At 56.8% G+C, this 24,075-nt stretch carries 22 protein-coding genes, 1 pseudogene and 1 other annotated feature; of the genes and pseudogenes, 16 read left to right on the top strand and 7 right to left on the bottom strand.

The genetic code is table 11. From position 1 onward, the window contains the following. Positions 1-43 precede the first annotated feature (43 nt). Both radA and nadR read left to right on the top strand, forming a co-directional pair. Positions 44-1,429 carry a DNA repair protein RadA gene (radA, locus tag P346_RS07720; protein WP_014068810.1) on the top strand — a complete coding sequence of 462 codons (1,386 nt, stop codon included), beginning with the start codon at positions 44-46 and terminating at the stop codon, positions 1,427-1,429. 37 nt (positions 1,430-1,466) lie between these two features. Beyond that, the gene (gene nadR, locus P346_RS07725) at positions 1,467-2,699 is read left to right on the top strand and encodes a multifunctional transcriptional regulator/nicotinamide-nucleotide adenylyltransferase/ribosylnicotinamide kinase NadR (protein WP_015572616.1); all 1,233 of its coding nucleotides are present in this window, start codon (positions 1,467-1,469) and stop codon (positions 2,697-2,699) included. Positions 2,700-2,827: 128 nt separating this feature from the next. Here the strand turns inward: nadR and P346_RS07730 are convergent, their stop codons facing one another. Continuing rightward, positions 2,828-3,829 (bottom strand): zinc-binding alcohol dehydrogenase family protein, encoded by a 1,002-nt coding sequence (locus P346_RS07730; RefSeq protein WP_032660791.1) that lies wholly within the window; start codon positions 3,827-3,829, stop codon positions 2,828-2,830. Between the two features lie 108 nt (positions 3,830-3,937). Between P346_RS07730 and P346_RS0121800 the strand changes: the two are divergent. Beyond that, positions 3,938-4,839 (top strand): annotated as a pseudogene (locus P346_RS0121800) (LysR family transcriptional regulator). A gap of 127 nt (positions 4,840-4,966) precedes the next feature. On the opposite strand, the gene ettA reads toward P346_RS0121800, so the two are convergent. Beyond that, positions 4,967-6,634 (bottom strand): energy-dependent translational throttle protein EttA, encoded by a 1,668-nt coding sequence (ettA, locus tag P346_RS07735; RefSeq protein ID WP_032660788.1) that lies wholly within the window; start codon positions 6,632-6,634, stop codon positions 4,967-4,969. A 227-nt stretch (positions 6,635-6,861) separates the two neighbouring features. On the opposite strand from ettA, the gene sltY reads away from it, so the two are divergent. Together sltY and trpR are read left to right on the top strand one after the other, a co-directional pair. Beyond that, positions 6,862-8,799, top strand: a complete 1,938-nt coding sequence (gene sltY / locus P346_RS07740; protein ID WP_032660785.1) for a murein transglycosylase — start codon at positions 6,862-6,864, stop codon at positions 8,797-8,799. 55 nt (positions 8,800-8,854) lie between these two features. After that, the gene (gene trpR, locus P346_RS07745) at positions 8,855-9,184 is read left to right on the top strand and encodes a trp operon repressor (RefSeq protein ID WP_023310330.1); all 330 of its coding nucleotides are present in this window, start codon (positions 8,855-8,857) and stop codon (positions 9,182-9,184) included. A 27-nt stretch (positions 9,185-9,211) separates the two neighbouring features. On the opposite strand, the gene yjjX is transcribed toward trpR, so the two are convergent. Then, a complete protein-coding gene (gene yjjX, locus P346_RS07750) occupies positions 9,212-9,727 on the bottom strand; it encodes an inosine/xanthosine triphosphatase (protein WP_023334447.1) in 516 nt (171 codons plus the stop codon). A 50-nt stretch (positions 9,728-9,777) separates the two neighbouring features. Here yjjX and gpmB point away from each other — a divergent pair, with 50 nt between their 5' ends. Next, a complete protein-coding gene (gene gpmB / locus P346_RS07755; RefSeq protein ID WP_023310332.1) occupies positions 9,778-10,425 on the top strand; it encodes a 2,3-diphosphoglycerate-dependent phosphoglycerate mutase GpmB in 648 nt (215 codons plus the stop codon). Here the strand turns inward: gpmB and robA are convergent. Then, positions 10,422-11,291 carry an MDR efflux pump AcrAB transcriptional activator RobA gene (gene robA, locus P346_RS07760; protein WP_032660781.1) on the bottom strand — a complete coding sequence of 290 codons (870 nt, stop codon included), beginning with the start codon at positions 11,289-11,291 and terminating at the stop codon, positions 10,422-10,424. The two genes, gpmB and robA, sit on opposite strands and share 4 nt — an antisense overlap. A 211-nt stretch (positions 11,292-11,502) precedes the next feature. Here robA and creA point away from each other — a divergent pair, with 211 nt between their 5' ends. After that, complete coding sequence (gene creA, locus P346_RS07765; protein WP_032660778.1) at positions 11,503-11,976, top strand: protein CreA; 474 nt, start codon at positions 11,503-11,505, stop codon at positions 11,974-11,976. Positions 11,977-12,023: 47 nt separating this feature from the next. Here the strand turns inward: creA and arcA are convergent, their stop codons facing one another. Continuing rightward, the gene (gene arcA / locus P346_RS07770) at positions 12,024-12,740 is read right to left on the bottom strand and encodes a two-component system response regulator ArcA (RefSeq protein ID WP_003856501.1); all 717 of its coding nucleotides are present in this window, start codon (positions 12,738-12,740) and stop codon (positions 12,024-12,026) included. A 95-nt stretch (positions 12,741-12,835) separates the two neighbouring features. On the opposite strand from arcA, the gene yjjY reads away from it, so the two are divergent. The 7 genes from yjjY (at position 12,836) to P346_RS07795 (ending at position 19,748) form a co-directional block, all read left to right on the top strand. Beyond that, positions 12,836-12,976, top strand: a complete 141-nt coding sequence (gene yjjY / locus P346_RS23295; RefSeq protein ID WP_085928893.1) for a protein YjjY — start codon at positions 12,836-12,838, stop codon at positions 12,974-12,976. 399 nt (positions 12,977-13,375) lie between these two features. Then, positions 13,376-14,062 carry a tRNA/rRNA methyltransferase gene (locus P346_RS07775; protein ID WP_032660775.1) on the top strand — a complete coding sequence of 229 codons (687 nt, stop codon included), beginning with the start codon at positions 13,376-13,378 and terminating at the stop codon, positions 14,060-14,062. Between the two features lie 211 nt (positions 14,063-14,273). After that, complete coding sequence (gene thrL / locus P346_RS22645; RefSeq protein WP_015572623.1) at positions 14,274-14,342, top strand: thr operon leader peptide; 69 nt, start codon at positions 14,274-14,276, stop codon at positions 14,340-14,342. Next, positions 14,281-14,398 (top strand) — a sequence feature (Thr leader region). It overlaps the preceding gene by 62 nt. Before the next feature lie 24 nt (positions 14,399-14,422). Continuing rightward, positions 14,423-16,885 (top strand): bifunctional aspartate kinase/homoserine dehydrogenase I, encoded by a 2,463-nt coding sequence (gene thrA / locus P346_RS07780; protein WP_032660773.1) that lies wholly within the window; start codon positions 14,423-14,425, stop codon positions 16,883-16,885. A 1-nt stretch (position 16,886) separates the two neighbouring features. Next, entirely contained in the window at positions 16,887-17,816 is a 930-nt protein-coding gene (gene thrB / locus P346_RS07785; protein WP_032660770.1) for a homoserine kinase, read from the top strand. 3 nt (positions 17,817-17,819) lie between these two features. Further along, on the top strand, positions 17,820-19,106 hold the full coding sequence (thrC, locus tag P346_RS07790; protein ID WP_032660768.1) for a threonine synthase: 1,287 nt from the start codon (positions 17,820-17,822) through the stop codon (positions 19,104-19,106). A 339-nt stretch (positions 19,107-19,445) separates the two neighbouring features. Further along, a complete protein-coding gene (locus P346_RS07795; protein ID WP_032660765.1) occupies positions 19,446-19,748 on the top strand; it encodes a DUF2502 domain-containing protein in 303 nt (100 codons plus the stop codon). Positions 19,749-19,780: 32 nt separating this feature from the next. On the opposite strand, the gene yaaA is transcribed toward P346_RS07795, so the two are convergent. Both yaaA and P346_RS07805 read right to left on the bottom strand, forming a co-directional pair. Next, positions 19,781-20,554, bottom strand: coding sequence for a peroxide stress protein YaaA (gene yaaA, locus P346_RS07800; RefSeq protein ID WP_032660763.1), 774 nt, complete (start codon positions 20,552-20,554; stop codon positions 19,781-19,783). Between the two features lie 66 nt (positions 20,555-20,620). Further along, complete coding sequence (locus P346_RS07805; RefSeq protein ID WP_032660761.1) at positions 20,621-22,051, bottom strand: alanine/glycine:cation symporter family protein; 1,431 nt, start codon at positions 22,049-22,051, stop codon at positions 20,621-20,623. Between the two features lie 262 nt (positions 22,052-22,313). Here P346_RS07805 and tal point away from each other — a divergent pair, with 262 nt between their 5' ends. Next, positions 22,314-23,267, top strand: coding sequence for a transaldolase (gene tal / locus P346_RS07810; RefSeq protein WP_023310342.1), 954 nt, complete (start codon positions 22,314-22,316; stop codon positions 23,265-23,267). A gap of 110 nt (positions 23,268-23,377) precedes the next feature. Continuing rightward, complete coding sequence (mog, locus tag P346_RS07815) at positions 23,378-23,965, top strand: molybdopterin adenylyltransferase (RefSeq protein WP_032660758.1); 588 nt, start codon at positions 23,378-23,380, stop codon at positions 23,963-23,965. Positions 23,966-24,075 lie beyond the last annotated feature (110 nt).

The raw sequence follows: 24,075 nt of genomic DNA, 5'->3' as shown, positions 1-24,075 counted from the left end.
CGCCACCCGGCACGCAGACCGCACAGAAATAACGAGGTAAACCGTGGCGAAAGCTCCAAAACGCGCATTTGTCTGTAATGAATGTGGTGCGGATTATCCGCGCTGGCAGGGGCAATGCAGCGCCTGCCATGCCTGGAACACCATCACCGAAGTGCGTGGTGTGGCGGCTTCGCCGAGCGTGGCCCGCAACGAGCGACTGAGCGGCTATGCCGGTAACGCGGGCGTGGCGAAGGTGCAAAAACTCTCGGACATCAGCCTCGAAGAGCTGCCGCGCTTCTCCACCGGGTTCAAAGAGTTTGACCGCGTGCTCGGCGGCGGCGTGGTGCCGGGCAGCGCAATTCTGATCGGCGGTAACCCGGGGGCGGGTAAATCGACCCTGCTGCTGCAAACGCTCTGCAAGCTTGCCGAACAGATGAAAACCCTGTACGTCACGGGCGAAGAATCACTGCAGCAGGTGGCGATGCGCGCGCACCGCCTGGGCCTGCCGACCGGCAACCTGAACATGCTCTCCGAAACCAGCATCGAGCAGATCTGCATGATCGCTGAAGAAGAGCAGCCGAAGCTGATGGTGATCGACTCCATCCAGGTGATGCACATGGCGGACATTCAGTCCTCGCCGGGCAGCGTCGCGCAGGTGCGTGAAACCGCGGCTTACCTGACGCGCTTTGCCAAAACGCGCGGCGTGGCGATTGTAATGGTCGGCCACGTGACCAAAGACGGCTCGCTGGCCGGGCCGAAGGTGCTTGAACACTGTATCGACTGCTCCGTGATGCTTGACGGCGACGCGGATTCCCGCTTCCGCACCCTGCGCAGCCACAAGAACCGCTTTGGGGCAGTGAACGAACTGGGCGTGTTTGCCATGACCGAACAGGGGCTACGCGAAGTCAGCAACCCGTCGGCCATCTTCCTGAGCCGTGGCGATGAGATCACCTCCGGCAGCTCGGTGATGGTGCTATGGGAAGGGACGCGCCCGCTGCTTGTCGAAATTCAGGCGCTGGTGGACGTGTCGATGATGGGCAACCCGCGGCGCGTGGCGGTCGGTCTGGAACAGAACCGTCTGGCGATCCTGCTGGCGGTGCTGCACCGTCACGGCGGGCTGCAGATGGCGGATCAGGACGTCTTCGTTAACGTGGTCGGCGGCGTCAAAGTCACTGAGACCAGCGCGGACCTGGCGCTGCTGCTGGCGATGGTCTCCAGCCTGCGAGACAGACCGCTGCCGCAGGATCTGGTGGTCTTCGGCGAAGTGGGCCTCGCCGGGGAAATCCGTCCGGTACCCAGCGGCCAGGAGCGTATCTCCGAGGCGGCAAAACACGGCTTCCGCCGGGCGATCGTTCCCGCCGCCAACGTGCCGAAAAAAATCCCTGAAGGGATGCAGGTATTTGGCGTGAAGAAACTCGCAGATGCGTTAAATGTCTTTGACGACTTATAATTACGTAAATTTGATTTTGCAGGAGGCACCGTAATTTATGTCATCATTTGACTACATCAAGACCGCAATCCGCCAGAAGGGCTGCACGCTGCAGCAGGTGGCGGACGCCAGCGGCATGACCAAAGGCTACCTGAGCCAGCTGCTGAACGCCAAAATCAAAAGCCCCAGCGCGCAGAAGCTTGAAGCGCTGCACCGCTTTCTGGGGCTGGAGTTCCCGCGTATGCAAAAGAACATCGGCGTGGTGTTCGGCAAGTTTTACCCGCTGCATACCGGACATATCTATCTGATCCAGCGCGCCTGTAGCCAGGTTGACGAGCTGCACATCATCATGGGCTACGACGAAACCCGCGACCGTCAGCTGTTTGAAGACAGCGCCATGTCGCAGCAGCCGACCGTGCCGGACCGCCTGCGCTGGCTGCTCCAGACCTTTAAGTATCAGAAAAATATTCGTATTCATGCCTTTAACGAAGAGGGCATGGAGCCGTACCCGCACGGCTGGGACGTGTGGAGCAACGGCATCAAAGCGTTTATGGAAGAGAAGGGCATTGCGCCGAACTGGATCTACACCTCTGAAGAGTCCGACGCGCCGCAGTTCCGCGAGCATCTGGGCATCGAGACGGTGCTGATCGATCCGAAACGCACCTTTATGAACATCAGCGGGGCGCAGATCCGCGAAAACCCGTTCCGCTACTGGGATTACATTCCGACTGAGGTGAAGCCGTTCTTTGTGCGTACCGTTGCGATCCTGGGCGGCGAGTCGAGCGGTAAATCAACGCTGGTCAACAAGCTGGCGAACATCTTCAACACCACCAGCGCGTGGGAGTATGGCCGCGATTATGTCTTCTCGCACCTGGGCGGCGACGAGATGGCGCTGCAGTATTCCGACTATGACAAAATCGCGCTCGGGCACGCCCAGTACATTGATTTTGCGGTGAAATACGCCAACAAAGTGGCGTTTATCGATACCGATTTCGTCACCACGCAGGCGTTCTGTAAAAAATACGAAGGGCGCGAGCACCCGTTCGTGCAGGCGCTGATTGACGAATACCGCTTTGACCTGGTGATCCTGCTGGAGAACAATACCCCGTGGGTCGCTGACGGCATGCGCAGCCTCGGCAGCTCCGTGGACAGGCGAGAGTTTCAGACCATGCTGGTGGAGATGCTCAACGAGAACAACGTTGAGTTTGTGCATGTGGAAGAGTCGGACTACGACTCCCGCTTCCTGCGCTGCGTCGAGTTGGTGAAGGAGATGATGGGGGAGCAGGGGTAGTTTTACCCCTCACCCTAACCCTCGCCCCAGAGGGGCGAGGGGACTTTAACCTCCCTCTCGCAAAGAGAGAGGGGACTTTAACCTCCCTCTCCCTTTGGGAGAGGGTCGGGGTGAGGGAATCAAACCACTCAGAACTCAACCACCACTTTCCCCCGCATATGCCCCTCCAGCACCTTACGGTGCGCCTCGGTAATGCTTTCCACGCTCAGCCCGTGCAGCGTTTCACTCAGCGAACTTTCCACCACGCCGTTATCCACCAGTTTTGCCACCTCATTGAGGATCTCTCCCTGACGCGCCATATCCGCGGTCTGGTACATGCTGCGGGTGTACATAAATTCCCAGTGCAGGGCGGCGGATTTGGACTTCAGCTTGTCCTGGTTCAGCGGACGTTCATTCTCAACGATGGAACAGATATGCCCCTGCGGCGCAATCAGTTCGCTGACCGCATCCCAGTGCCCGTCGGTGTCGTTGAGGATGAAGATGTAATCCACAAAGGTGAGCCCGTGTTTCGCCAGCTCGCCTTTCAGATCGCGGTAGTTGACGACCACGTCAGCCCCGCGATCGCGGCACCACTGCGCGGAATCTTCTCTAGATGCCGTCGCGACGATCTTCACCTTGCTGTTGTGCTTCGCAAAGGGGATCGCCAGCGATCCCACGCCGCCCGCGCCGCCGATGATCAGCAGCGTTTTGTCCGCTCCGGCATCCTGAATATTCAGCCGTTCAAATAGGCCTTCCCACGCGGTGAGCGCGGTTAAGGGCAGAGCAGCGGCAGCCGCCCAGCCGAGGCTGGCAGGCTTGTGCCCGACAATGCGCGCATCGATCAGCTGATGCGTGGTATTGCTGCCCGGGCGGGTGATGTCGCCCGCGTACCACACCTCGTCACCCGGTTTGAATCCGGTCACGCCAGCCCCAACGGCTTTGACGATCCCGCTGGCATCCCACCCGAGAATGCGCGGCTCGCTCAGCCCGTTTTTAGCAATGCCCGCGTGGACTTTGGTATCGACCGGGTTAACGGAGACGGCCTTCACCTCTACCAGCAGATCGTGCTCGCCGGGCTGCGGCATTGGCGGGGTGATTTCAATGAAGGTGGAAGAATTTTCTGGGTTAACGGCAATGGCTTTAACAGACATGGTGTGCTCCTCAATGGAATGCGTTTTGTTGAGGCTAGTCTATAAAGTGGACAGCTGCGTGATAAGATGGACAATCAAGAACTCAGCGTTCGTATAGGGTGAACAATCATGTTTAAACAGCTGCAGGATATGGCGCTGTTCGCGCTGGTAGCGGAGATGGGCAGCTTTACCGCGGCGGCGCAGAAGGCCGAACTGCCGAAATCGAGCGTTAGCCAGCGAATTAGCCAGCTGGAGCAGCAGGTGGGGATCCGCCTGCTGAACCGCACCACGCGCAGGATCAGCCTCACGTTTGCGGGCGAGCACTATCTGGTGCACTGTCGCGAAATGCTGGCGGCCAGCGAGCGGGCCGAGTACGCCATTCAGCGGCTGCGCGAAAACCCGAGCGGGCGGCTGCGGATCACCTGTCCGGCGGGGATTGGGGCGACGCTGCTGGCGCACATGAACGCCGAGTTCCAGCTTCGCTATCCTGACGTGTCGCTGGATGTGTCGATCTCTGATGACGTGGTGGAGATCTGGTCGAGGCCGGTTTTGACGTGGCGCTGCGCACCGGTAAGCCGCAGGACTCCTCCCTGATTGGCCGGATGATCGGGCTCTGCCCGCGCTATATGCTGGCCTCGCCGGACTATCTGGCGCGCCGGGAGCCGTTAATTCATCCCCGTCAGCTGGTGGAGCACCGCTGCATTACGCACCGGGCGTGGTCGGAGTGGCTTCTGCGAAGCGAGAGCGAGGATTACCGCTATCTGCCGGATAACGCGCACATGACCGATAATCTGGTCTACGCCCGCGAGTGTGCGATTGCCGGTGCGGGGATCACGCTCTTACCCGCATTTCTGCTGGAAGATAAAATTGAAAAAGGTGCGCTGGTTCAGGTGCTGCCGGAGTGGAATGTTGAAGGTAACGATCTGTGGCTGGCGTACCCGAGCCGCAAGCTGAATTCGCCTGCGCTGATGAGCTATATCGACTTTGCGATGCAGTTTGACGAGGTGAAGCGGTATTACGTGGGCAAATAAAAAAGCCGGGTGGCGCTCACGCTTACCCGGCCTACAAACTGTGCGGCCTGATGCCCTCATCCTGGCCCTCTCCCACGGGGAGAGGGTACAAACATAAAAAACGGCAACCGAAGTTGCCGTTTTGCTTTTATTTCGCAATACGCTTGTACTTAATACGCTTCGGCTCCAGCGCGTCGGCGCCCAGAGTGCGTTTCTTGTACTCTTCGTATTCGGTGAAGTTACCTTCGAAGAACTCCACTTTACCTTCGTCCTGGTAGTCCAGGATGTGGGTCGCGATACGGTCCAGGAACCAGCGGTCGTGCGAGATAACCATCGCGCAGCCCGGGAACTCCAGCAGGGCGTTTTCCAGCGCGCGCAGGGTTTCGATATCCAGGTCGTTGGTTGGTTCATCGAGCAGCAGAACGTTACCGCCCACCTGCAGCAGCTTCGCCAGGTGCAGACGACCGCGCTCACCGCCGGACAGCTCGCCCACGCGTTTGCCCTGGTCGGTGCCTTTGAAGTTAAAGCGGCCAACGTAGGCGCGGCTTGGCATCTCGGTGTTGCCGATACGCATGATATCCAGACCGCCGGACACTTCTTCCCACACGGTTTTGCTGTTATCCATCGCGTCACGGAACTGGTCAACGGAGGCCAGCTTCACGGTTTCACCCAGGGTGATAGAGCCGCTGTCAGGCTGTTCCTGACCGGACATCATGCGGAACAGGGTTGATTTACCCGCGCCGTTCGGACCGATGATCCCAACGATAGCGCCTTTCGGTACGGAGAAGCTCAGGTCGTCAATCAGCAGACGGTCGCCGTAGGACTTACGCAGGTTGCTGACTTCGACCACTTTATCCCCCAGACGTGCTCCAGGTGGAATAAACAGTTCGTTGGTTTCGTTACGTTTTTGGTATTCGGTGTTGTTCAGCTCTTCGAAGCGTGCCAGACGGGCTTTGCCCTTAGACTGACGGCCTTTCGCGCCCTGACGAACCCACTCCAGCTCTTTCTCGATAGACTTGCGACGCGCCGCTTCCTGAGAAGCTTCCTGCGCCAGACGCTGATCTTTCTGCTCCAGCCAGGAAGAGTAGTTGCCTTCCCACGGAATACCTTCACCGCGGTCCAGCTCCAGGATCCAGCCAGCGACGTTGTCGAGGAAGTAACGGTCGTGGGTGATCGCCACAACGGTGCCTTCGAAGTCGTGCAGGAAGCGCTCCAGCCACGCCACGGATTCCGCATCCAGGTGGTTAGTCGGTTCGTCGAGCAGCAGCATGTCTGGTTTTTCCAGCAGCAGGCGGCACAGCGCCACGCGGCGGCGTTCACCCCCGGAGAGGTTAGCGATTTTCGCATCCCAGTCCGGCAGACGCAGGGCATCAGCCGCGCGCTCCAGCTGCACGTTCAGGTTGTGACCGTCGTGCGCCTGGATGATCTCTTCATACTTGCCCTGCTGCGCGGCCAGCTTGTCGAAGTCCGCATCCGGCTCAGCGTATTTGGCATACACTTCATCCAGGCCTTTCAGCGCGTTAACCACTTCGGATACCGCTTCTTCAACGGATTCGCGAACGGTGTGTTCCGGGTTCAGCTGAGGTTCCTGCGGCAGGTAACCAATCTTGATGCCAGGCTGCGGACGGGCTTCACCTTCGATGTCTGTATCAATGCCGGCCATGATGCGCAGCAGGGTGGACTTACCGGCACCGTTGAGACCCAGAACACCAATTTTTGCGCCCGGGAAGAAGCTCAGCGAGATATTTTTAAGAATATGACGTTTCGGCGGGACAACTTTGCCGACACGATGCATGGTATAAACGAATTGAGCCACGTTGGACTTCGCCTCTTTTATCGTAATGAGAAGGAATTTCAGCCTCGAAGTGTAGCCTTTTTCACGTCCTAATCCCAGCCAGGAACGTCGGGAGTGTTAAAACGCGCAAGAAAGGTAAAAAAGTGTCCATGACGTGGCGCGTTGAAGGATGCCTGGTTAGCATAAGTTAATTAGACTTTGACGTGGCAAGACGCTGCAATTGACGAAAAAACAATGAGGAAGAGCTTGTGGAAAAAGCCAAACGGGTGGTCTGGCGTCTGCTGGCTGCCAGCGTATGCGTAATGGCGGTAAGCCAGGCGGTGCATGCCGATTCACTGGATGAACAACGTAACCGCTACGCCCAGATTAAACAGGCGTGGGACAACAAGCAGATGGATACCGTGCAGGCGCTGATGCCGACGCTAAAGGATTATCCGCTGTATCCGTATCTGGAGTATCGCCAGATTACGGACGACCTGATGAACCAGCCTACCGTCACCGTGAATAACTTCATTCAGGCGAACCCGACCCTGCCGCCTGCCCGAAATCTCCAGTCTCGCTTTGTGAATGAGCTGGCGCGTCGTGAAGACTGGCGCGGCCTGCTGGCGTTTAGCCCTGAAAAGCCGAACGCAACCGAAGCGCAGTGTAACTATTACTACGCAAAATGGGCGACCGGCCAGCAGGAAGAGGCCTGGGCCGGAGCGAAAGAGCTCTGGCTTACCGGGAAAAACCAGCCGAACGCCTGTGATTCCCTGTTTAGCGCGTGGCGTGCTTCCGGCAAGCAGGATCCGCTGTCCTACCTTGAGCGCATCCGTCTGGCGATGAAAGCCGGTAACACGCGTCTGGTGACCACGCTGGCGGGGCAGATGCCGTCCGATTACCAGACGATCTCCACGGCGGTTATCTCGCTGGCTAACGATCCGAACAGCGTGCTGACCTTTGCCCGCAGTACGGGCGCGACCGATTTTACCCGCCAGATGGCGGCGGTGGCCTTTGCCAGCGTGGCGCGTGACGATGTGGAAAACGCGCGGCTGATGATCCCGCAGCTGGTGCAGGCGCAGCAGCTCAATGAGGAGCAAACCCAGGAGCTGCGCGACATTGTGGCGTGGCGACTGATGGGCACCGATGTGACCGATGAACAGGCGCGCTGGCGTGACGATGCCATTATGCGTTCGAGCTCCACGTCGCTGGTGGAACGCCGCGTGCGCATGGCGCTGGGCACGGGCGATCGCCGTGGGCTGAATACCTGGCTCGCGCGGTTGCCAATGGAAGCCAAAGAGAAAGACGAATGGCGCTACTGGCAGGCCGATCTGCTGATGGAGCGCGGTCGTGATGATGAGGCCAAAGAGATCCTCCATTCGCTGATGCAGCAGCGCGGGTTTTACCCAATGGCTGCCGCGCAGCGTCTGGGCGAGGAGTACACCTTCCGTATAGATAAAGCGCCTGCCAACGCGAACCCGGCGCTGACGCAGGGGCCAGAAATGGCGCGCGTTCGCGAGCTGATGTACTGGAATATGGATAATACCGCGCGCAGCGAGTGGGCGAATCTGGTGACCAGCCGCACCACCGACGAGAAAGCCCAGCTTGCCCGCTATGCGTTTGATAATCACTGGTGGGATCTCAGCGTGCAGGCGACGATCGCCGGTAAGCTCTGGGATCATCTGGAAGAGCGTTTCCCGCTGGCGTACAAAGATCTTTTCGATCGCTATACCAGCGGCAAAGATATCCCGCAAAGCTACGCGATGGCGATCGCCCGTCAGGAGAGCGCGTGGAACCCGAAAGTCCGTTCCCCGGTGGGTGCCAGCGGCCTGATGCAGATTATGCCAGGCACGGCGACGCACACGGTGAAGATGTTTAATATTCCTGGCTACAGCAGTCCGTCGCAGCTCCTGGATCCGGATACCAACATCAACATCGGTACCAGCTATCTCCAGTACGTGTATCAGCAGTTCGGCAATAACCGCATCTTCTCTTCGGCGGCGTATAACGCGGGGCCTGGACGCGTGCGTACCTGGCTCGGCAACAGCGCCGGACGCATCGACGCCGTGGCGTTTGTGGAGAGCATCCCGTTCTCCGAAACGCGCGGCTACGTGAAGAACGTGCTGGCCTATGACGCCTACTATCGCTACTTCATGGGGCAGAAAGATACCCTGATGAGCGATGCCGAGTGGCAGAGACGTTACTGATCGGCGTGGGTTGTGTTATGCTGTACTCGCTAAAGAGTACAAGAGGCAGCATAACATGACCCAGCATTCCCCGTATTCCTCGGCAATGGCCGAACAACGTCATCTGGAGTGGCTTCGTTTTGTGGAGCTGCTTCGCCAGTCTTACGAGCAGGATTTGCACTTACCCCTGATGCAGCTGATGCTCACGCCGGACGAGCGTGAGGCGCTGGGCACCCGCGTGCGGATCATTGAAGAGCTGCTGCGCGGCGAGATGAGCCAGCGCGAGCTGAAAAATGAGCTCGGCGCGGGCATTGCAACGATCACCCGCGGCTCGAACAGCCTGAAGTCGGCGCCGGTTGAGCTGCGCCAGTGGCTGGAAGCGGTATTGCTGAAAAACGCCGGATGACGGCTACGCCTTATCCGGCCTGGAAACTTACCGATAAATCGCGTTATGGAACGGGCTTAACGCCAGAATCACCGCCTGGTGGTAAACGCCTGAACGCGTCAGCGCGCCTGCGGTAAAGACGCCAATCGCTCCTTCTTTACGACCAATCTCATCAATGCCGGTGTACTGCGACATCACCGGCCCGAGCGCTTCACCCGCACGGACTTTTTCCAGAATGATCTCCGGCAGCGGCAGGGTGGCCGAACGCGCTTCACCGCGCTGCTCGCGGCTTTCGATGACAACCCAGCTAAAGGTTGCGCCTTCGTCGATACCTGCTTCAATCGCTACCCAAAAATCAGCATTCGGTGCCGCGGCCTTAGCGTTTGCCACGCGATTTCGTGCGCCAGCGCGCGTTTCCTCGCTGCCAAACGGCTGTTCAGGAACGCCACTCTCGACGCCGATGGCCTCAATATGGCAGGATCCTGCGCCGAAGATCTCGTCAAATGCCCTTAGAATTGCCTGAATTTTGGCTGGATTAGTGGTAGCAGAGACAACATGGTGCATAATTAAGCTCGATTCAAAAAAAACTCATCGCAGTATAACGGAAAAAAAGCATGTTACAGGTATACCTTGTTCGCCACGGTGAAACGCAGTGGAACGCCGAGCGACGTATTCAAGGCCAGTCAGACAGTCCTCTCACCGAGAAGGGCGTGCAGCAAGCGTGGCAGGTGGCGGAACGCGCCAGAACGCTGGGCATTACCCACGTGATTACCAGCGATTTAGGTCGCACACAGCAGACGGCGCGCATCATCGCAGATGCCTGCGGCTGTGACGTCATGCTGGAGCCGCGCCTGCGCGAGCTGGATATGGGCGTGCTGGAAAAACGCCATATCGATACGCTGACGGAAGCGGAAGAGGGCTGGCGCCGCACGCTGGTGAACGGTACCGAAGATGGCCGTATTCCTGAAGGCGAATCCATGCAGGAGCTAAGCGTACGCATGCATGCCGCCCTGGCGGAATGCCTGAAGCTTCCGGCGGGAAGCCGTCCGCTGCTGGTGAGTCACGGGATTGCGCTGGGCTGCCTGGTGAGCACTATTCTGGGGCTACCGGCTTACGCTGAGCGCCGTTTGCGTCTGCGCAACTGCTCCATTTCCCGGATTGATTATCAGGAAAGCGCGTGGCTGGCGTCGGGCTGGGTAGTGGAGATGGCAGGGGACATTTCGCATCTTGATGCCCCTGCGCTTGACGAACTGCAGCGTTAACGACGTATTGGAATCAAGAATTCCATACGCAGATTGATTGGGCCTTCTTCCGGTTTTGCATCCTGCGCCGGGTAGTAGCGCTCAATGTCCTGACCTTTACGGCGATTCAGATTCAGCATCGGCATGCAGGTTCCGTAAACGGTCAGGATAAACTCCTGAACCCCCGTTCCCAGCCCTTCATAGGCGAACATCACGTATTCGCCGCCTTCCAGCACGACAGGCTTCGAACCCTGAATATACCCATTGGCCATCTCTGGCGTCAGCGCGGTGGTGTAGAACACCTCCTGTTCGTCGTCTTTTTCCTGACTTGGGTGCGTTTCGTTGAGGCCATACAGGATTGGCGGGATCGCCGGTGCGTGGCTCAGGAAGTCGCGCCAGAACTGGACGCGCATCTGATGACGGAACTCTGAAATCTGCTCCAGTGAACAGGAGTAGCTCTGGGTTGTGCCGATCAGATGGGTTTCCGGCAGTGTAATAATGTCGTACTTCGGCATTGCGAATTCGCCCAGACGCAGCGGCGGACGCATGCCAAACGAGCTCCAGTCAGGCGAGCGACGATAAAGCGCTGGCGTCAACGAGAACTGTTTTTTAAAGGCGCGGGTGAAGGTCTGCTGCGAATCGAAACGATATTGCAGGGCAATATCCAGAATCGGCCGCGCGGTCAGGCGCAGTGCCACAGCAGATTTTGATAAACGACGTGCGCGAATATAGGCCCCGATAGCATGACCGGTGACATCCTTGAACATCCTTTGCAGATGCCACTTGGAATAGCCTGCTTTAGCCGCCACATTATCCAGTGACAAAGGCTGGTCGAGATGACCTTCCAGCCAGGTGAGCAGGTCGCGAATAATTCCAGCCTGATCCATATACTATCCTCATCCTTAAAACAGCAGGTGCCTGATAACAGGTTAGCGGATAATAGCATTTTTTGATGTTTTAGCATTCAGTGTTTTTTTTGCGCATTCATGCTTTTTAGAGCACATAACAGGCGGATATATTCTAATCCTGTGATCTTGCTACATTTTTGTCTAAAGTATTGAATAATCGCTCAGTGTAATTTTAAAGAATGGTAACAATATGAAATACAAGACTTTGATCTTCACCGCGTTGATGCTGATGGTCGGACGCGTGGCGCAGGCAGAACAGATTGGCTCCGTCGATACCGTGTTCAAAATGTTTGGCCCTGACCACAAAATCGTGGTGGAGGCGTTTGACGATCCGGACGTGAAAAACGTCACCTGCTACGTCAGCCGCGCGAAAACGGGCGGTATCAAAGGCGGGCTGGGACTGGCGGAAGATACCTCCGATGCGGCGATTTCCTGTCAGCAGGTGGGGCCGGTTGAGTTGAGCGATAAAATTAAAAACGGCAAAGCGCAGGGCGACGTCGTATTCCAGAAACGGACCTCGCTGGTGTTTAAAAAGCTGCAGGTGGTGCGTTTCTATGATGCCAAACGCAACACCCTGGCTTACCTTGCCTATTCTGACAAAGTGGTGGAAGGCTCACCGAAAAACGCCATCAGCGCGGTGCCGATTATGCCGTGGCGGGAATAAAAAAAAACGGCGCAAATGCGCCGTTTTTTAATGCGTTAACTGCGGGATTACTCCTGCAGATCGCCGCAGAAACGATACCCTTCGCCGTGGATCGTGGCGATGATTTCCGGCGTATCTGGCGTAGATTCGAAATGCTTACGAATACGACGGATGGTCACGTCTACGGTACGGTCGTGCGGTTTCAGCTCACGGCCGGTCATTTTCTTCAGCAGCTCTGCACGGGACTGGATTTTGCCCGGGTTTTCGCAGAAGTGCAGCATCGCGCGGAATTCACTGCGCGGCAGTTTATACTGCTCACCGTTCGGGCTAATCAGCGAACGGCTATTGATATCAAGTTCCCAGCCGTTGAATTTGTAGCTGTCTACGCTACGACGCTCTTCGCTGACCGTACCCAGGTTCATGGTGCGGGACAGCAGGTTGCGTGCACGAATGGTTAACTCGCGAGGGTTGAACGGCTTGGTGATGTAGTCATCCGCACCGATTTCCAGGCCAAGAATTTTATCAACTTCGTTATCACGGCCCGTCAGGAACATTAACGCGACGTTCGCCTGCTCGCGCAGTTCGCGCGCCAGAAGAAGACCGTTTTTGCCCGGCAGGTTAATATCCATGATCACCAGGTTGATATCATTTTCAGAAAGGATCTGATGCATCTCTGCGCCATCGGTCGCTTCAAAGACATCGTAGCCTTCTGCTTCGAAAATGCTCTTTAACGTGTTGCGTGTTACCAACTCGTCTTCAACGATAAGAATGTGCGGGGTCTGCATGTTTGCTACCTAAATTGCCAACTAAATCGAAACAGGAAGTACAAAAGTCCCTGACCTGCCTGATGCATGTCGCAAATTAACATGATCGGCTTAACGTGACTAAAGTACGTAATTGCGTTCTTGATGCACTTTCCATCAACGTCAACAACATCATTAGCTTGGTCTTGGGTACTTTCCCTTTGGACCCGACAGTGTCAAAAACGGCTGTCATCCTAACCATTTTAACAGCAACATAACAGGCTAAGTGACACCAGACACCCAATAAAACTACGCTTCGTTGACATATATCAAGTTCAATTGTAGCACGTTAACAGTTTGATGAAATCATCGTAGCGGAATGCTAGCCTTTGTCACAATTTTTCAATAAACCAACTAGTTGCGGACATTGATTTATAAACGAAGCGAATCCAATCAGAATAGGGTATTCATGTTGCTATTATCATTATAAAACATAGGGATAATAGTGTTCTGTTAACATTCTAACTGATTGTTCAGACAAGGAATAGTTTAGCGTTTTTAATTTGTTATGAAACGCTATTTCGGTGATTTGTGTTGCAATTTTGTAAATTCGCGCTGCGTAATATGTTGAAGTGCATCACATTTTTACCCGCTAACTGATTAAAAAGAGAGCATAAATGCATCTGTCGATTGTGCTGGTTGCCCCAGCCAGAGCCGAGAATATAGGCGCTGCCGCGCGTGCCATGAAGACCATGGGGTTCACCGATTTACGTATCGTGGACAGCACTGCCCACCTGGAGCCTGCGGCTCGTTGGGTAGCGCACGGATCGGGCGATATCCTCGATAATATAACCACTTACGCTACGCTTGCTGACGCGCTGCACGACATTTCGTTTACCGTTGCGACCACCGCGCGCAGCCGGGCGAAGTTCCATTACTATGCCACGCCAGCGGAGCTGGTGCCGATGCTGAGCGAGAAAAGCCAGTGGCTGGAGAAGGCCGCGCTGGTGTTTGGTCGCGAAGATTCCGGATTAACCAACGAAGAGCTGGAGCTGGCAGACGTTCTTACCGGTGCGCCGATGGTCGCCGATTATCCCTCCCTGAATTTAGGTCAGGCGGTCATGGTCTACTGCTATCAATTAGCCTCCCTAATACAAATCCCCCAGCCTCCGGCAGAAGGGGCAAATGAAAATCAGCTGGCTGCGCTGCGCGCTCGCGTTGAGCAACTGCTGTCTCAGCTGGGGGTGGCGGACGATCAGAAAATGGCTGACTGGCTGCAGCAGCGTTTGGGCCGTCTTGAGCAGCGGGACACCGCAATGCTGCACCGTTTGCTGCACGATATTGAAAAAAAATTGGCAGAGTAAAATACTGCCATAAGTTTTTACTATGGCGAATAAGTCTGTTCAGAAGGGTTGCTATTGGGCGAATCGGATGAAAATAAATCTGCAAACAGCGGGACGTGAGAGTCTCCCAAATTGTGATCAAATTAAAAATTCGTTGACTTAAGGTGCCCGATCCTTTAACCCTAAAAGAATACAGGACAGACAGATAATAATGACAGAGTACACAACATCCATGAAACGCATCAGCATCACCACCATTACTACAACCATCATCATTACCACAGGTAACGATGCGGGCTGACGCGTACAGGAAAAACAAAAAAAAGCCCGCACCTAGACAGTGCGGGCTTTTTTTTCGGCTAAAGGAAACGAGGTAGAACCATGCGAGTGTTGAAGTTCGGCGGTACATCAGTGGCAAATGCAGAACGTTTTCTGCGTGTTGCCGATATCCTGGAAAGCAACGCCAGGCAGGGGCAGGTTGCTACCGTGCTCTCTGCCCCGGCAAAAATCACGAACCATCTGGTGGCGATGATTGAAAAAACCATCGGTGGCCAGGATGCACTCCCGAACATCAGCGACGCAGAACGTATCTTCGCTGACTTACTGCAAGGGCTGGCAGAGGCGCTGCCTGGCTTCCCGCACGCTCAGCTGAAGTCCTTCGTTGAGCAGGAATTCGCGCAAATCAAACACGTCCTGCACGGCATCAGCCTTCTCGGCCAGTGCCCGGACAGCGTCAACGCGGCGCTGATCTGCCGGGGCGAAAAACTCTCTATCGCCATCATGGCCGGCGTGCTGGAAGCGCGCGGCCATAGCGTGACCGTAATCGATCCGGTTGAAAAACTGCTGGCGGTGGGCCACTACCTCGAATCCACCGTTGATATTGCCGAATCAACCCGCCGTATCGCCGCCAGCAAAATTCCTTCTGACCATATGATCCTGATGGCAGGCTTCACCGCCGGTAACGAGAAGGGCGAGCTGGTGGTGCTGGGCCGTAACGGCTCCGACTACTCCGCCGCCGTGCTGGCCGCCTGTTTACGCGCGGACTGTTGTGAAATCTGGACCGACGTCGACGGCGTTTATACCTGCGACCCGCGCCAGGTTCCGGACGCCAGGCTGCTGAAGTCGATGTCGTACCAGGAGGCGATGGAGCTTTCCTACTTCGGCGCCAAAGTGCTTCACCCGCGTACCATCTCCCCGATTGCCCAGTTCCAGATCCCTTGCCTGATTAAAAATACCGGTAACCCGCAGGCACCGGGTACGCTGATTGGCGCGAGTACCGATGAAGACGGTTTGCCGGTCAAAGGCATCTCCAACCTCAACAACATGGCGATGTTCAGCGTCTCCGGTCCGGGGATGAAGGGGATGGTCGGCATGGCGGCGCGCGTCTTTGCTGCTATGTCCCGCAACGGTATCTCGGTGGTGTTGATCACCCAGTCCTCTTCCGAATACAGCATCAGCTTCTGCGTGCCGCAGGCCGACTGCCTGCGCGCCCGCCGCGCGCTGGAGGAAGAGTTCTATCTGGAGCTGAAAGAAGAGCTGCTGGAGCCGCTTGCTATTCAGGAGCGTCTGGCGATCATCTCCGTGGTTGGCGACGGCATGCGCACGCTGCGCGGTATCTCCGCCAGGTTCTTTGCCGCGCTGGCGCGCGCCAATATCAATATCGTGGCGATTGCCCAGGGCTCGTCAGAGCGTTCAATTTCTGTTGTCGTGGACAACGATGACGCCACCACCGGCGTACGCGTGGTTCACCAGATGCTGTTCAACACCGATCAGGTTATCGAGCTGTTCCTGATTGGCGTCGGCGGGGTGGGCAGCGCGCTGCTGGAGCAGGTGAAGCGTCAGCAGGAATGGCTGAAGAAGAAACATATCGATCTACGCGTCTGCGGAATTGCCAACTCCAGAGCGCTGCTCACCAACGTTCATGGTCTGAACCTGGAGAACTGGCAGGCCGAGATGAACGAGGCGAAAGAGCCTTTCAACCTGGGCCGCCTGATCCGTCTGGTGAAAGAGTACCACCTGCTTAACCCGGTGATCGTCGACTGTACCTCTAACCAGGCGGTGGCCGACCAGTACGCCGACTTCCTGCGCGAAGGGTTCCACGTGGTGACGCCGAACAAAAAGGCCAACACCTCGTCGATGGATTACTATCACCAGCTGCGTCTGGCGGCGAGCAAGTCGCGCCGCAAGTTCCTGTACGACACCAACGTGGGCGCGGGGCTGCCGGTTATCGAGAACCTGCAAAACCTGCTGAACGCGGGCGACGAGCTGCAGCGTTTCTCCGGCATTCTCTCCGGCTCGCTGTCGTTTATCTTCGGCAAGCTGGATGAAGGGATGAGCCTGTCGGAAGCCACCCGCGCCGCGCGCGAGCTGGGCTATACCGAGCCGGATCCGCGTGACGACCTTTCCGGTATGGACGTGGCGCGCAAGCTGCTGATCCTCGCGCGTGAAACGGGCCGCGAGCTTGAGCTTTCGGATATCGTGATTGAGCCGGTCCTGCCGGCAGAATTTGACAGCAGCGGTGATGTCGCTGCATTCATGGCAAATTTGCCACAGCTTGACGACGCTTTTGCCGCGCGCGTTGCGAAAGCCCGTGATGAAGGTAAGGTATTGCGCTATGTTGGCAACATTGAAGAAGATGGCGTGTGCCGGGTGAAGATTGCCGAAGTGGATGGCAACGACCCGCTGTACAAAGTCAAAAACGGCGAAAACGCCCTCGCGTTTTACAGCCACTATTATCAGCCACTGCCGCTGGTGCTTCGCGGCTATGGCGCAGGGAACGATGTTACGGCGGCGGGTGTGTTTGCCGATCTGCTGCGTACCCTGTCATGGAAGTTAGGAGTTTAACATGGTCAAAGTTTATGCCCCGGCTTCCAGCGCGAATATGAGCGTCGGATTTGACGTGCTGGGTGCGGCGGTGACGCCGGTGGATGGTTCGCTGCTGGGCGATACGGTCACGGTGGAAGCGGCAGACAGCTTCAGCCTGAATAACGTGGGCCGCTTCGCCAGCAAACTGCCGTCTGAGCCGCGCGAAAATATCGTCTATCAGTGCTGGGAACGCTTCTGTCAGGAGATCGGTAAAAACGTGCCGGTCGCCATGACGCTGGAAAAAAGCATGCCGATTGGCTCGGGACTGGGTTCCAGCGCCTGCTCGGTGGTCGCCGCGCTGGTGGCGATGAACGAGCACTGCGGCAAGCCGCTAAACAACAACCGCCTGCTGGGGTTGATGGGCGAGCTGGAAGGGCGCATCTCCGGCAGCATTCACTATGACAACGTGGCGCCGTGCTTCCTCGGCGGCATGCAGCTGATGATCGAAGAAAATGGCATCATCAGCCAGCAGGTGCCAGGGTTTGATGAGTGGCTGTGGGTGCTGGCCTATCCGGGCATTAAGGTCTCTACCGCGGAAGCGCGTGCGATCCTGCCCGCGCAGTATCGTCGTCAGGACTGTATCGCCCACGGGCGTCATCTGGCAGGCTTTATTCATGCCTGCTACACCCGTCAGCCGCAGCTGGCGGCGAAGCTGATGAAAGACGTCATTGCCGAGCCGTACCGCACGAAGCTGCTGCCCGGCTTTAACGAGGCGCGACAGGCATCGATGGATATCGGCGCGCAGGCGTGCGGCATTTCCGGCTCCGGCCCGACGCTGTTCGCCCTGTGCGACAAGCCGGACACCGCGCAGCGCGTGGCGGACTGGCTCTCTAAACACTACCTGCAAAATCAGGAAGGCTTTGTTCATATTTGCCGTCTGGACACGGCTGGCGCACGAGTACTGGGATAATTAATGAAACTCTATAACCTTAAAGATCATAACGAGCAGGTCAGCTTCGCGCAGGCGGTAACTCAGGGGCTGGGCAAAAATCAGGGGCTGTTCTTCCCGCATGACCTGCCGGAATTCCAGCTGACTGAGATTGACGAGCTGCTGAAGCAGGACTTTGTCACCCGCAGCACCAAAATTCTCTCGGCGTTTATCGGCGACGAAATTCCGCAGGAGCTGCTGGAAGAGCGCGTGCGTGCGGCGTTCGCTTTCCCGGCGCCGGTGAAGCAGGTTGAGCCTGACGTTGGCTGCCTGGAGCTGTTCCACGGCCCGACCCTGGCGTTTAAAGACTTCGGTGGCCGCTTTATGGCGCAGATGCTGACCCACATCAGCGGCGACAAACCGGTGACCATCCTGACCGCGACCTCCGGCGATACCGGTGCGGCGGTGGCCCACGCGTTCTACGGCCTGAAAAACGTCCGCGTGGTGATCCTCTATCCGAAAGGCAAAATCAGCCCGCTGCAGGAAAAACTGTTCTGTACGCTCGGCGGCAACATTGAAACCGTGGCAATTGACGGCGACTTCGATGCCTGCCAGGCGCTGGTCAAGCAGGCCTTCGACGACGAAGAGCTGAAGGTGGCTCTGGGGCTGAACTCCGCCAACTCAATCAACATCAGCCGTCTGCTGGCGCAGATCTGCTACTACTTCGAAGCGGTGGCGCAGCTGCCGCAGGAAGCGCGCAACCAGCTGGTGATCTCCGTGCCGAGCGGTAACTTCGGTGACCTGACTGCTGGCCTGCTGGCGAAATCCCTGGGTCTGCCGGTGAAACGCTTTATCGCCGCCACCAACGCCAACGACACCGTGCCGCGCTTCCTGAAAGACGGGAAGTGGGCGCCGAACGCCACGCAGGCAACGCTCTCTAATGCGATGGACGTGTCGCAGCCGAACAACTGGCCGCGCGTGGAAGAGCTGTTCCGCCGTAAGATCTGGCGTCTGGGCGATCTGGGCTACGCCGCGGTGACGGATGAAACCACCAAAGCGACCATGCGCGAGCTGAAGGCTGTGGGGTATACCTCTGAACCGCATGCGGCGATCGCCTACCGCGCGCTGCGCGACCAGCTTAACCCCGGTGAATATGGCCTTTTCCTGGGCACCGCGCATCCGGCGAAGTTCAAAGAGAGTGTGGAAGCGATCCTGGGCGAAACGCTGCCGCTGCCGAAAGAGCTGGCCGAGCGTGCCGACCTGCCGCTGCTGTCTCATGAACTGCCGGCAGATTTTGCCGCGCTGCGTAAGTTGATGATGGTTCGAGCGTGATTTTTGTCGGGTGGCGGCTACGCCTTACCCGACCTACGACGACCCCAATTGTACGCCGGGTAAGCGCAGCGCCACCCGGCAATAACGGTACCAATTGTAGGCCGGGTAAGCGTAGCGTCACCCGGCAACCGCAACACCGATCTCTATGCCGGGTAAGGCGAAGCCGCCACCCGGCTTTTTTATGGAGAAATTAAGGAGGAAAAAAGCAGGAAAAAAGCAGAAATTCCCAATAAATGCGGTCACTTAGCGTTTAGGATTGCAGAGAATAACATCCCCCGTTCCCCTCGCGTAATCTCCTTACATCGGCCCACGTTGGGCAAGAAGAATAAGGAGTCACCTGTGTCTACACTGAAACCTGCACTCATCGCGCTTTCACTGTTGCTGGCCGCCCCCATGGCGGTTCAGGCATCTGAAATTACCCTCGTACCTGCGGTAAAACTGCAGATTGGCGACCAGGATAACAACGGGCACTACTGGGACGGCGGCCGCTGGCGCGACCACGACTGGTGGAAGGCGCACTATGACTGGCGTGATAACCACTGGCGTCCACATGATGAGCATCGTAAACACGACGATCGTCACGATGACCATCACCACGATGACCACCGCGACGATCGCGGCCCGGACTGGAAACATCGTTAATGCAAAACCCCGCCAGCTGGCGGGGTTTGTTTTTACTGTTCGTGGCGCTTAAACACCAGCTCGCCTTTCCCCGACGACGCCTCGTCAAAGAAATAGCCTTCGCTGTTAAAGGCGGTCAGCTGCTCCGGCTTCGTCAGGCGGTTCTGGATGATGTAGCGGCTCATCAGGCCGCGCGCTTTCTTGGCGTAAAAGCTGATCACCTTGAACTTGCCGTTTTTCTCGTCGAGGAATACCGGCTTGATAATCTCCGCATCCAGCTTTTTCGGCTTCACCGACTTGTAGTATTCATCGGATGCCAGGTTTATCACCACGCTATCGCCCTGGGCATGCAGCGCCGCGTTCAGCTTGTCGGTAATGATATCGCCCCAGAAATGGTACAGGTCTTTGCCTTTGGCATTTTCCAGGCGAATCCCCATCTCCAGACGATAGGGCTGCATCAGATCCAGCGGGCGCAGCACGCCGTACAGACCCGACAGCATGCGCAGATGCTGCTGGGCAAAATCGAAATCGGCTTCGCTAAAATCTTCCGCCTGCAGGCCGGTATAGACATCGCCTTTAAACGCCAGAATCGCCTGGCGAGCGTTCGCCGGGGTGAAATCCGGGTGCCACTCGTGAAAGCGGGTCGCGTTAAGATCGGCCAGCTTGTCGCTGATGCTCATCAGCGAGGCGATTTGCGGCGCAGAGAGCTTACGCGCTTCGCGGATCAGCTGCTGCGAGTAGTCCAGCAGTTCAGGCTGGGTATAGCGCTCGGTGGCGAGCGGGCTCTGGTAGTCGAGCGTTTTTGCAGGTGAAATCAGAATCAGCATATCCAGTCCTTGCAGGAAATTTAGAGCGACTTTAGCAAAAAATCGCCCTGAATTGATCGATAGCTGTTATTGCCGCGGCAAATCATCCCACGTGCCGGGGGCAAGCTGCGCCTTAATATCGGGATAGCGCGCGGGATCAAATACCGGCGGAACGCCGAGTTTGCGCTGACGCAGATAGTCTCTGGCAATCAGGGTCACAACGGGTGAGAGCAGCAGGATAGCGGTGAGGTTCGTGATCGCCATCAGCGCCATAATGATATCGGCCAGCTGCCAGACCATCGGCATACTGAGCAGGGAGCCTGCTATCACCATCAGTATGACCCCCAGGCGCAGGGTTCCGATTGCGGCGCGGGAGTCGAGTTTCAGGAAAATAAGGTTATTTTCGGCGTAGAGGTAATTCACCACAATCGAGCTGAAGGCAAACAGCACCAGAATGAGCGAGACAAAACCTGCGCCCCAGCCGCCGGTCAGGTTCACCAGCGCCTGCTGGAGAAGCTGTATCCCGGCGGTTCCTGAGGAATGCGGTACGGGGCCCGCCAGCAGCAAAATCATGGCGCTGGCGGAACAGATGATAATGGTATCGGTAAAGACGCCAATCATCTGCACAATGCCCTGTGCGGCAGGGTGCGGCGGCCAGGAAGAGGCGGCAGCGGCCGCGTTGGGGGTTGACCCCATTCCGGCTTCATTGGAGAACATTCCCCGCTGAAAACCCGCCATCAGCGCCTGGCTGAAGGTGTAGCCCAGCGCCCCTGAGGCCACCTCGCGCCAGCCAAAGGCGCTTTTGACGATGGTTGCAATTACGCCCGGCACCAGGTCGATATGCAGCGCGGCAACGAACAGGCTCGCGGCAACCCAGAGCAGCGCCATAATGGGAACCAGCCACTGCATCAGGCGGGCGATGCCCTTAAGACCGGCAGAAATGGTGAGCAGAACGACGAGGGCTAAAGCAATACCGGCGACCCACTCCGGGCAGGAGAAGGCGTAGCTCAGGGCATTGGCGACAGAATTTGCCTGGACGGTATTAAAAATAAGGCCGTACGCGAGCAGTAAAAAAAGCGAGAACAGGACGCCCATCCAGCGCATCCCCAGGCCGCGCGCCATGTACCACGCGGGACCGCCGCGAAACTGGCCGTTTTTATCTTTCTCTTTATACAGCTGGGCGAGCGAACTTTCGGCAAAGGAGGTGGCCATCCCGAGTAGCGCCGTCACCCACATCCAGAAGACCGCGCCTGGCCCGCCCGCGCTGATGGCCAGCGCAACGCCCGCCAGATTTCCGCTGCCGAGCCGTGCCGCCAGGCTGGTACAGAGTGCCTGGAACGACGTTAATCCGCCCGGCTGGGGCGTAACGCTGTTTTTAAGACTTCTGCCAAACTTGCGAATATAACGAAACTGGATAAACCCACTGCGTAGCGTGAACCAAATACCTGCTCCCAGAAGCAAGTAAATCATTATCGAACCCCAGAGGACTTCGTTAATAAAGAAAAAGAAATCAGGCATTAACGTCCCTCTTGTTGATGCCAACGTGAATATGTAAGCGCTACCACTGATTGGGCATGCTGTTGCTTAGCAGCCTGTTAATCTTCCGAGTTTACCATACTCTGCCTAAGCGCACTGTCTGCGGTTGCGCTACCCCTCCGTCGTGTTATCATCAGGGCAGACCGGTTACATCCCCCTAACAAGTAAACCTGTCATTTTTCCGCTGCAGGCATGCTGTCGGTAGCGTGAATTATCCAGGGCACGTTAAAAGAGAAACACTATCATGACGGATAAATTGACCTCCCTTCGTCAGTTCACCACTGTCGTAGCTGACACCGGAGATATCGCGGCAATGAAGCTGTACCAGCCGCAGGATGCCACAACTAACCCTTCTCTGATCCTTAACGCCGCACAGATCCCTGAGTATCGCAAACTGATTGACGACGCAGTGACCTGGGCGAAAGCACAGAGCAACGACCGCGCGCAGCAGGTTGTGGATGCCACCGACAAACTGGCAGTGAACATCGGTCTGGAAATCCTGAAGCTGGTTCCTGGCCGTATCTCTACCGAAGTGGATGCACGTCTCTCCTACGACACCGAAGCGTCTATCGCCAAAGCGAAACGTCTGATCAAAATGTACAACGACGCTGGCATCAGCAACGACCGTATCCTGATCAAACTGGCTTCCACCTGGCAGGGTATTCGCGCGGCAGAGCAGCTGGAAAAAGACGGTATCAACTGTAACCTGACCCTGCTGTTCTCCTTCGCGCAGGCGCGCGCATGTGCAGAAGCAGGCGTATACCTGATTTCTCCGTTCGTGGGCCGTATTCTGGACTGGTACAAAGCCAACACCGATAAGAAAGAGTACGCACCGGCTGAAGATCCAGGCGTGGTTTCTGTTACTGAAATCTACGAATACTACAAACAGCACGGCTATGAGACCGTGGTTATGGGCGCAAGCTTCCGTAACGTCGGTGAAATCATCGAGCTGGCTGGCTGTGACCGCCTGACCATCGCCCCTGCGCTGCTGAAAGAGCTGGCAGAAAGCGAAGGTACCATCGAGCGTAAGCTGTCCTACACCGGTGAAGTGAAAGCACGCCCAGAGCGCATCACTGAATCCGAGTTCCTGTGGCAGCACAACCAGGATCCAATGGCCGTAGACAAACTGGCGGACGGTATCCGTAAGTTTGCTGTTGACCAGGGCAAACTGGAAAAAATGATCGGCGACCTGCTGTAATCATTCTGCGTGACCGGGCTCCCGGTCACGCGTCTTACCCCTGCCTCTGTCTGAATTTCCTCTCTGCGTGTATCATTCCCTTTAATCAGTACTCTTTGAATGGAATGGATATGAATACCTTACGCATCGGCTTAGTGTCGATTTCTGACCGCGCCTCCAGCGGCGTTTACCAGGATAAAGGCATCCCCGCTCTGGAAGAGTGGCTTGGCAGCGCGCTGATCACCCCGTTCGAGATCCAGACCCGCCTGATCCCGGACGAGCAGCCGATCATCGAGCAGACCCTGTGTGAGCTGGTGGATGAGATGAGCTGTCACCTTGTTCTGACAACGGGCGGAACCGGCCCCGCGCGCCGCGACGTGACGCCGGACGCAACGCTGGCGATTGCCGATCGTGAAATGCCGGGCTTCGGCGAGCAGATGCGCCAGATAAGTCTACACTTTGTCCCGACGGCCATTCTCTCCCGCCAGGTGGGAGTGATCCGCAAGCAGGCGTTGATTCTGAACCTGCCGGGGCAGCCGAAGTCGATCAAAGAGACGCTGGAAGGGCTGAAGACGGAAGATGGCAGCGTCATCGTTCACGGCATCTTTGCAAGTGTACCGTATTGTATACAGCTGCTTGATGGTCCGTATGTGGAAACTGATGAGAAAGTAGTAGCAGCTTTTCGTCCGAAAAACGCACGTCGCGAAACAATCTCCTGAAATTAACTAATATGTGACATTAGCTGAAGCGGCGATAGCGTGGTAACGCTTTTACGGTATAGTAATTTTTTCTTTACGATTGCTGTAAAAATAAATCCACAACACACGCA

Origin of the sequence: Enterobacter sp. DC1, from assembly GCF_000568075.1 — a bacterium.
Lineage (GTDB): Bacteria > Pseudomonadota > Gammaproteobacteria > Enterobacterales > Enterobacteriaceae > Enterobacter > Enterobacter asburiae.
Note: the sequence above shows the minus strand (reverse complement) of the source record. Positions and strands in the feature narration are given on the sequence as shown.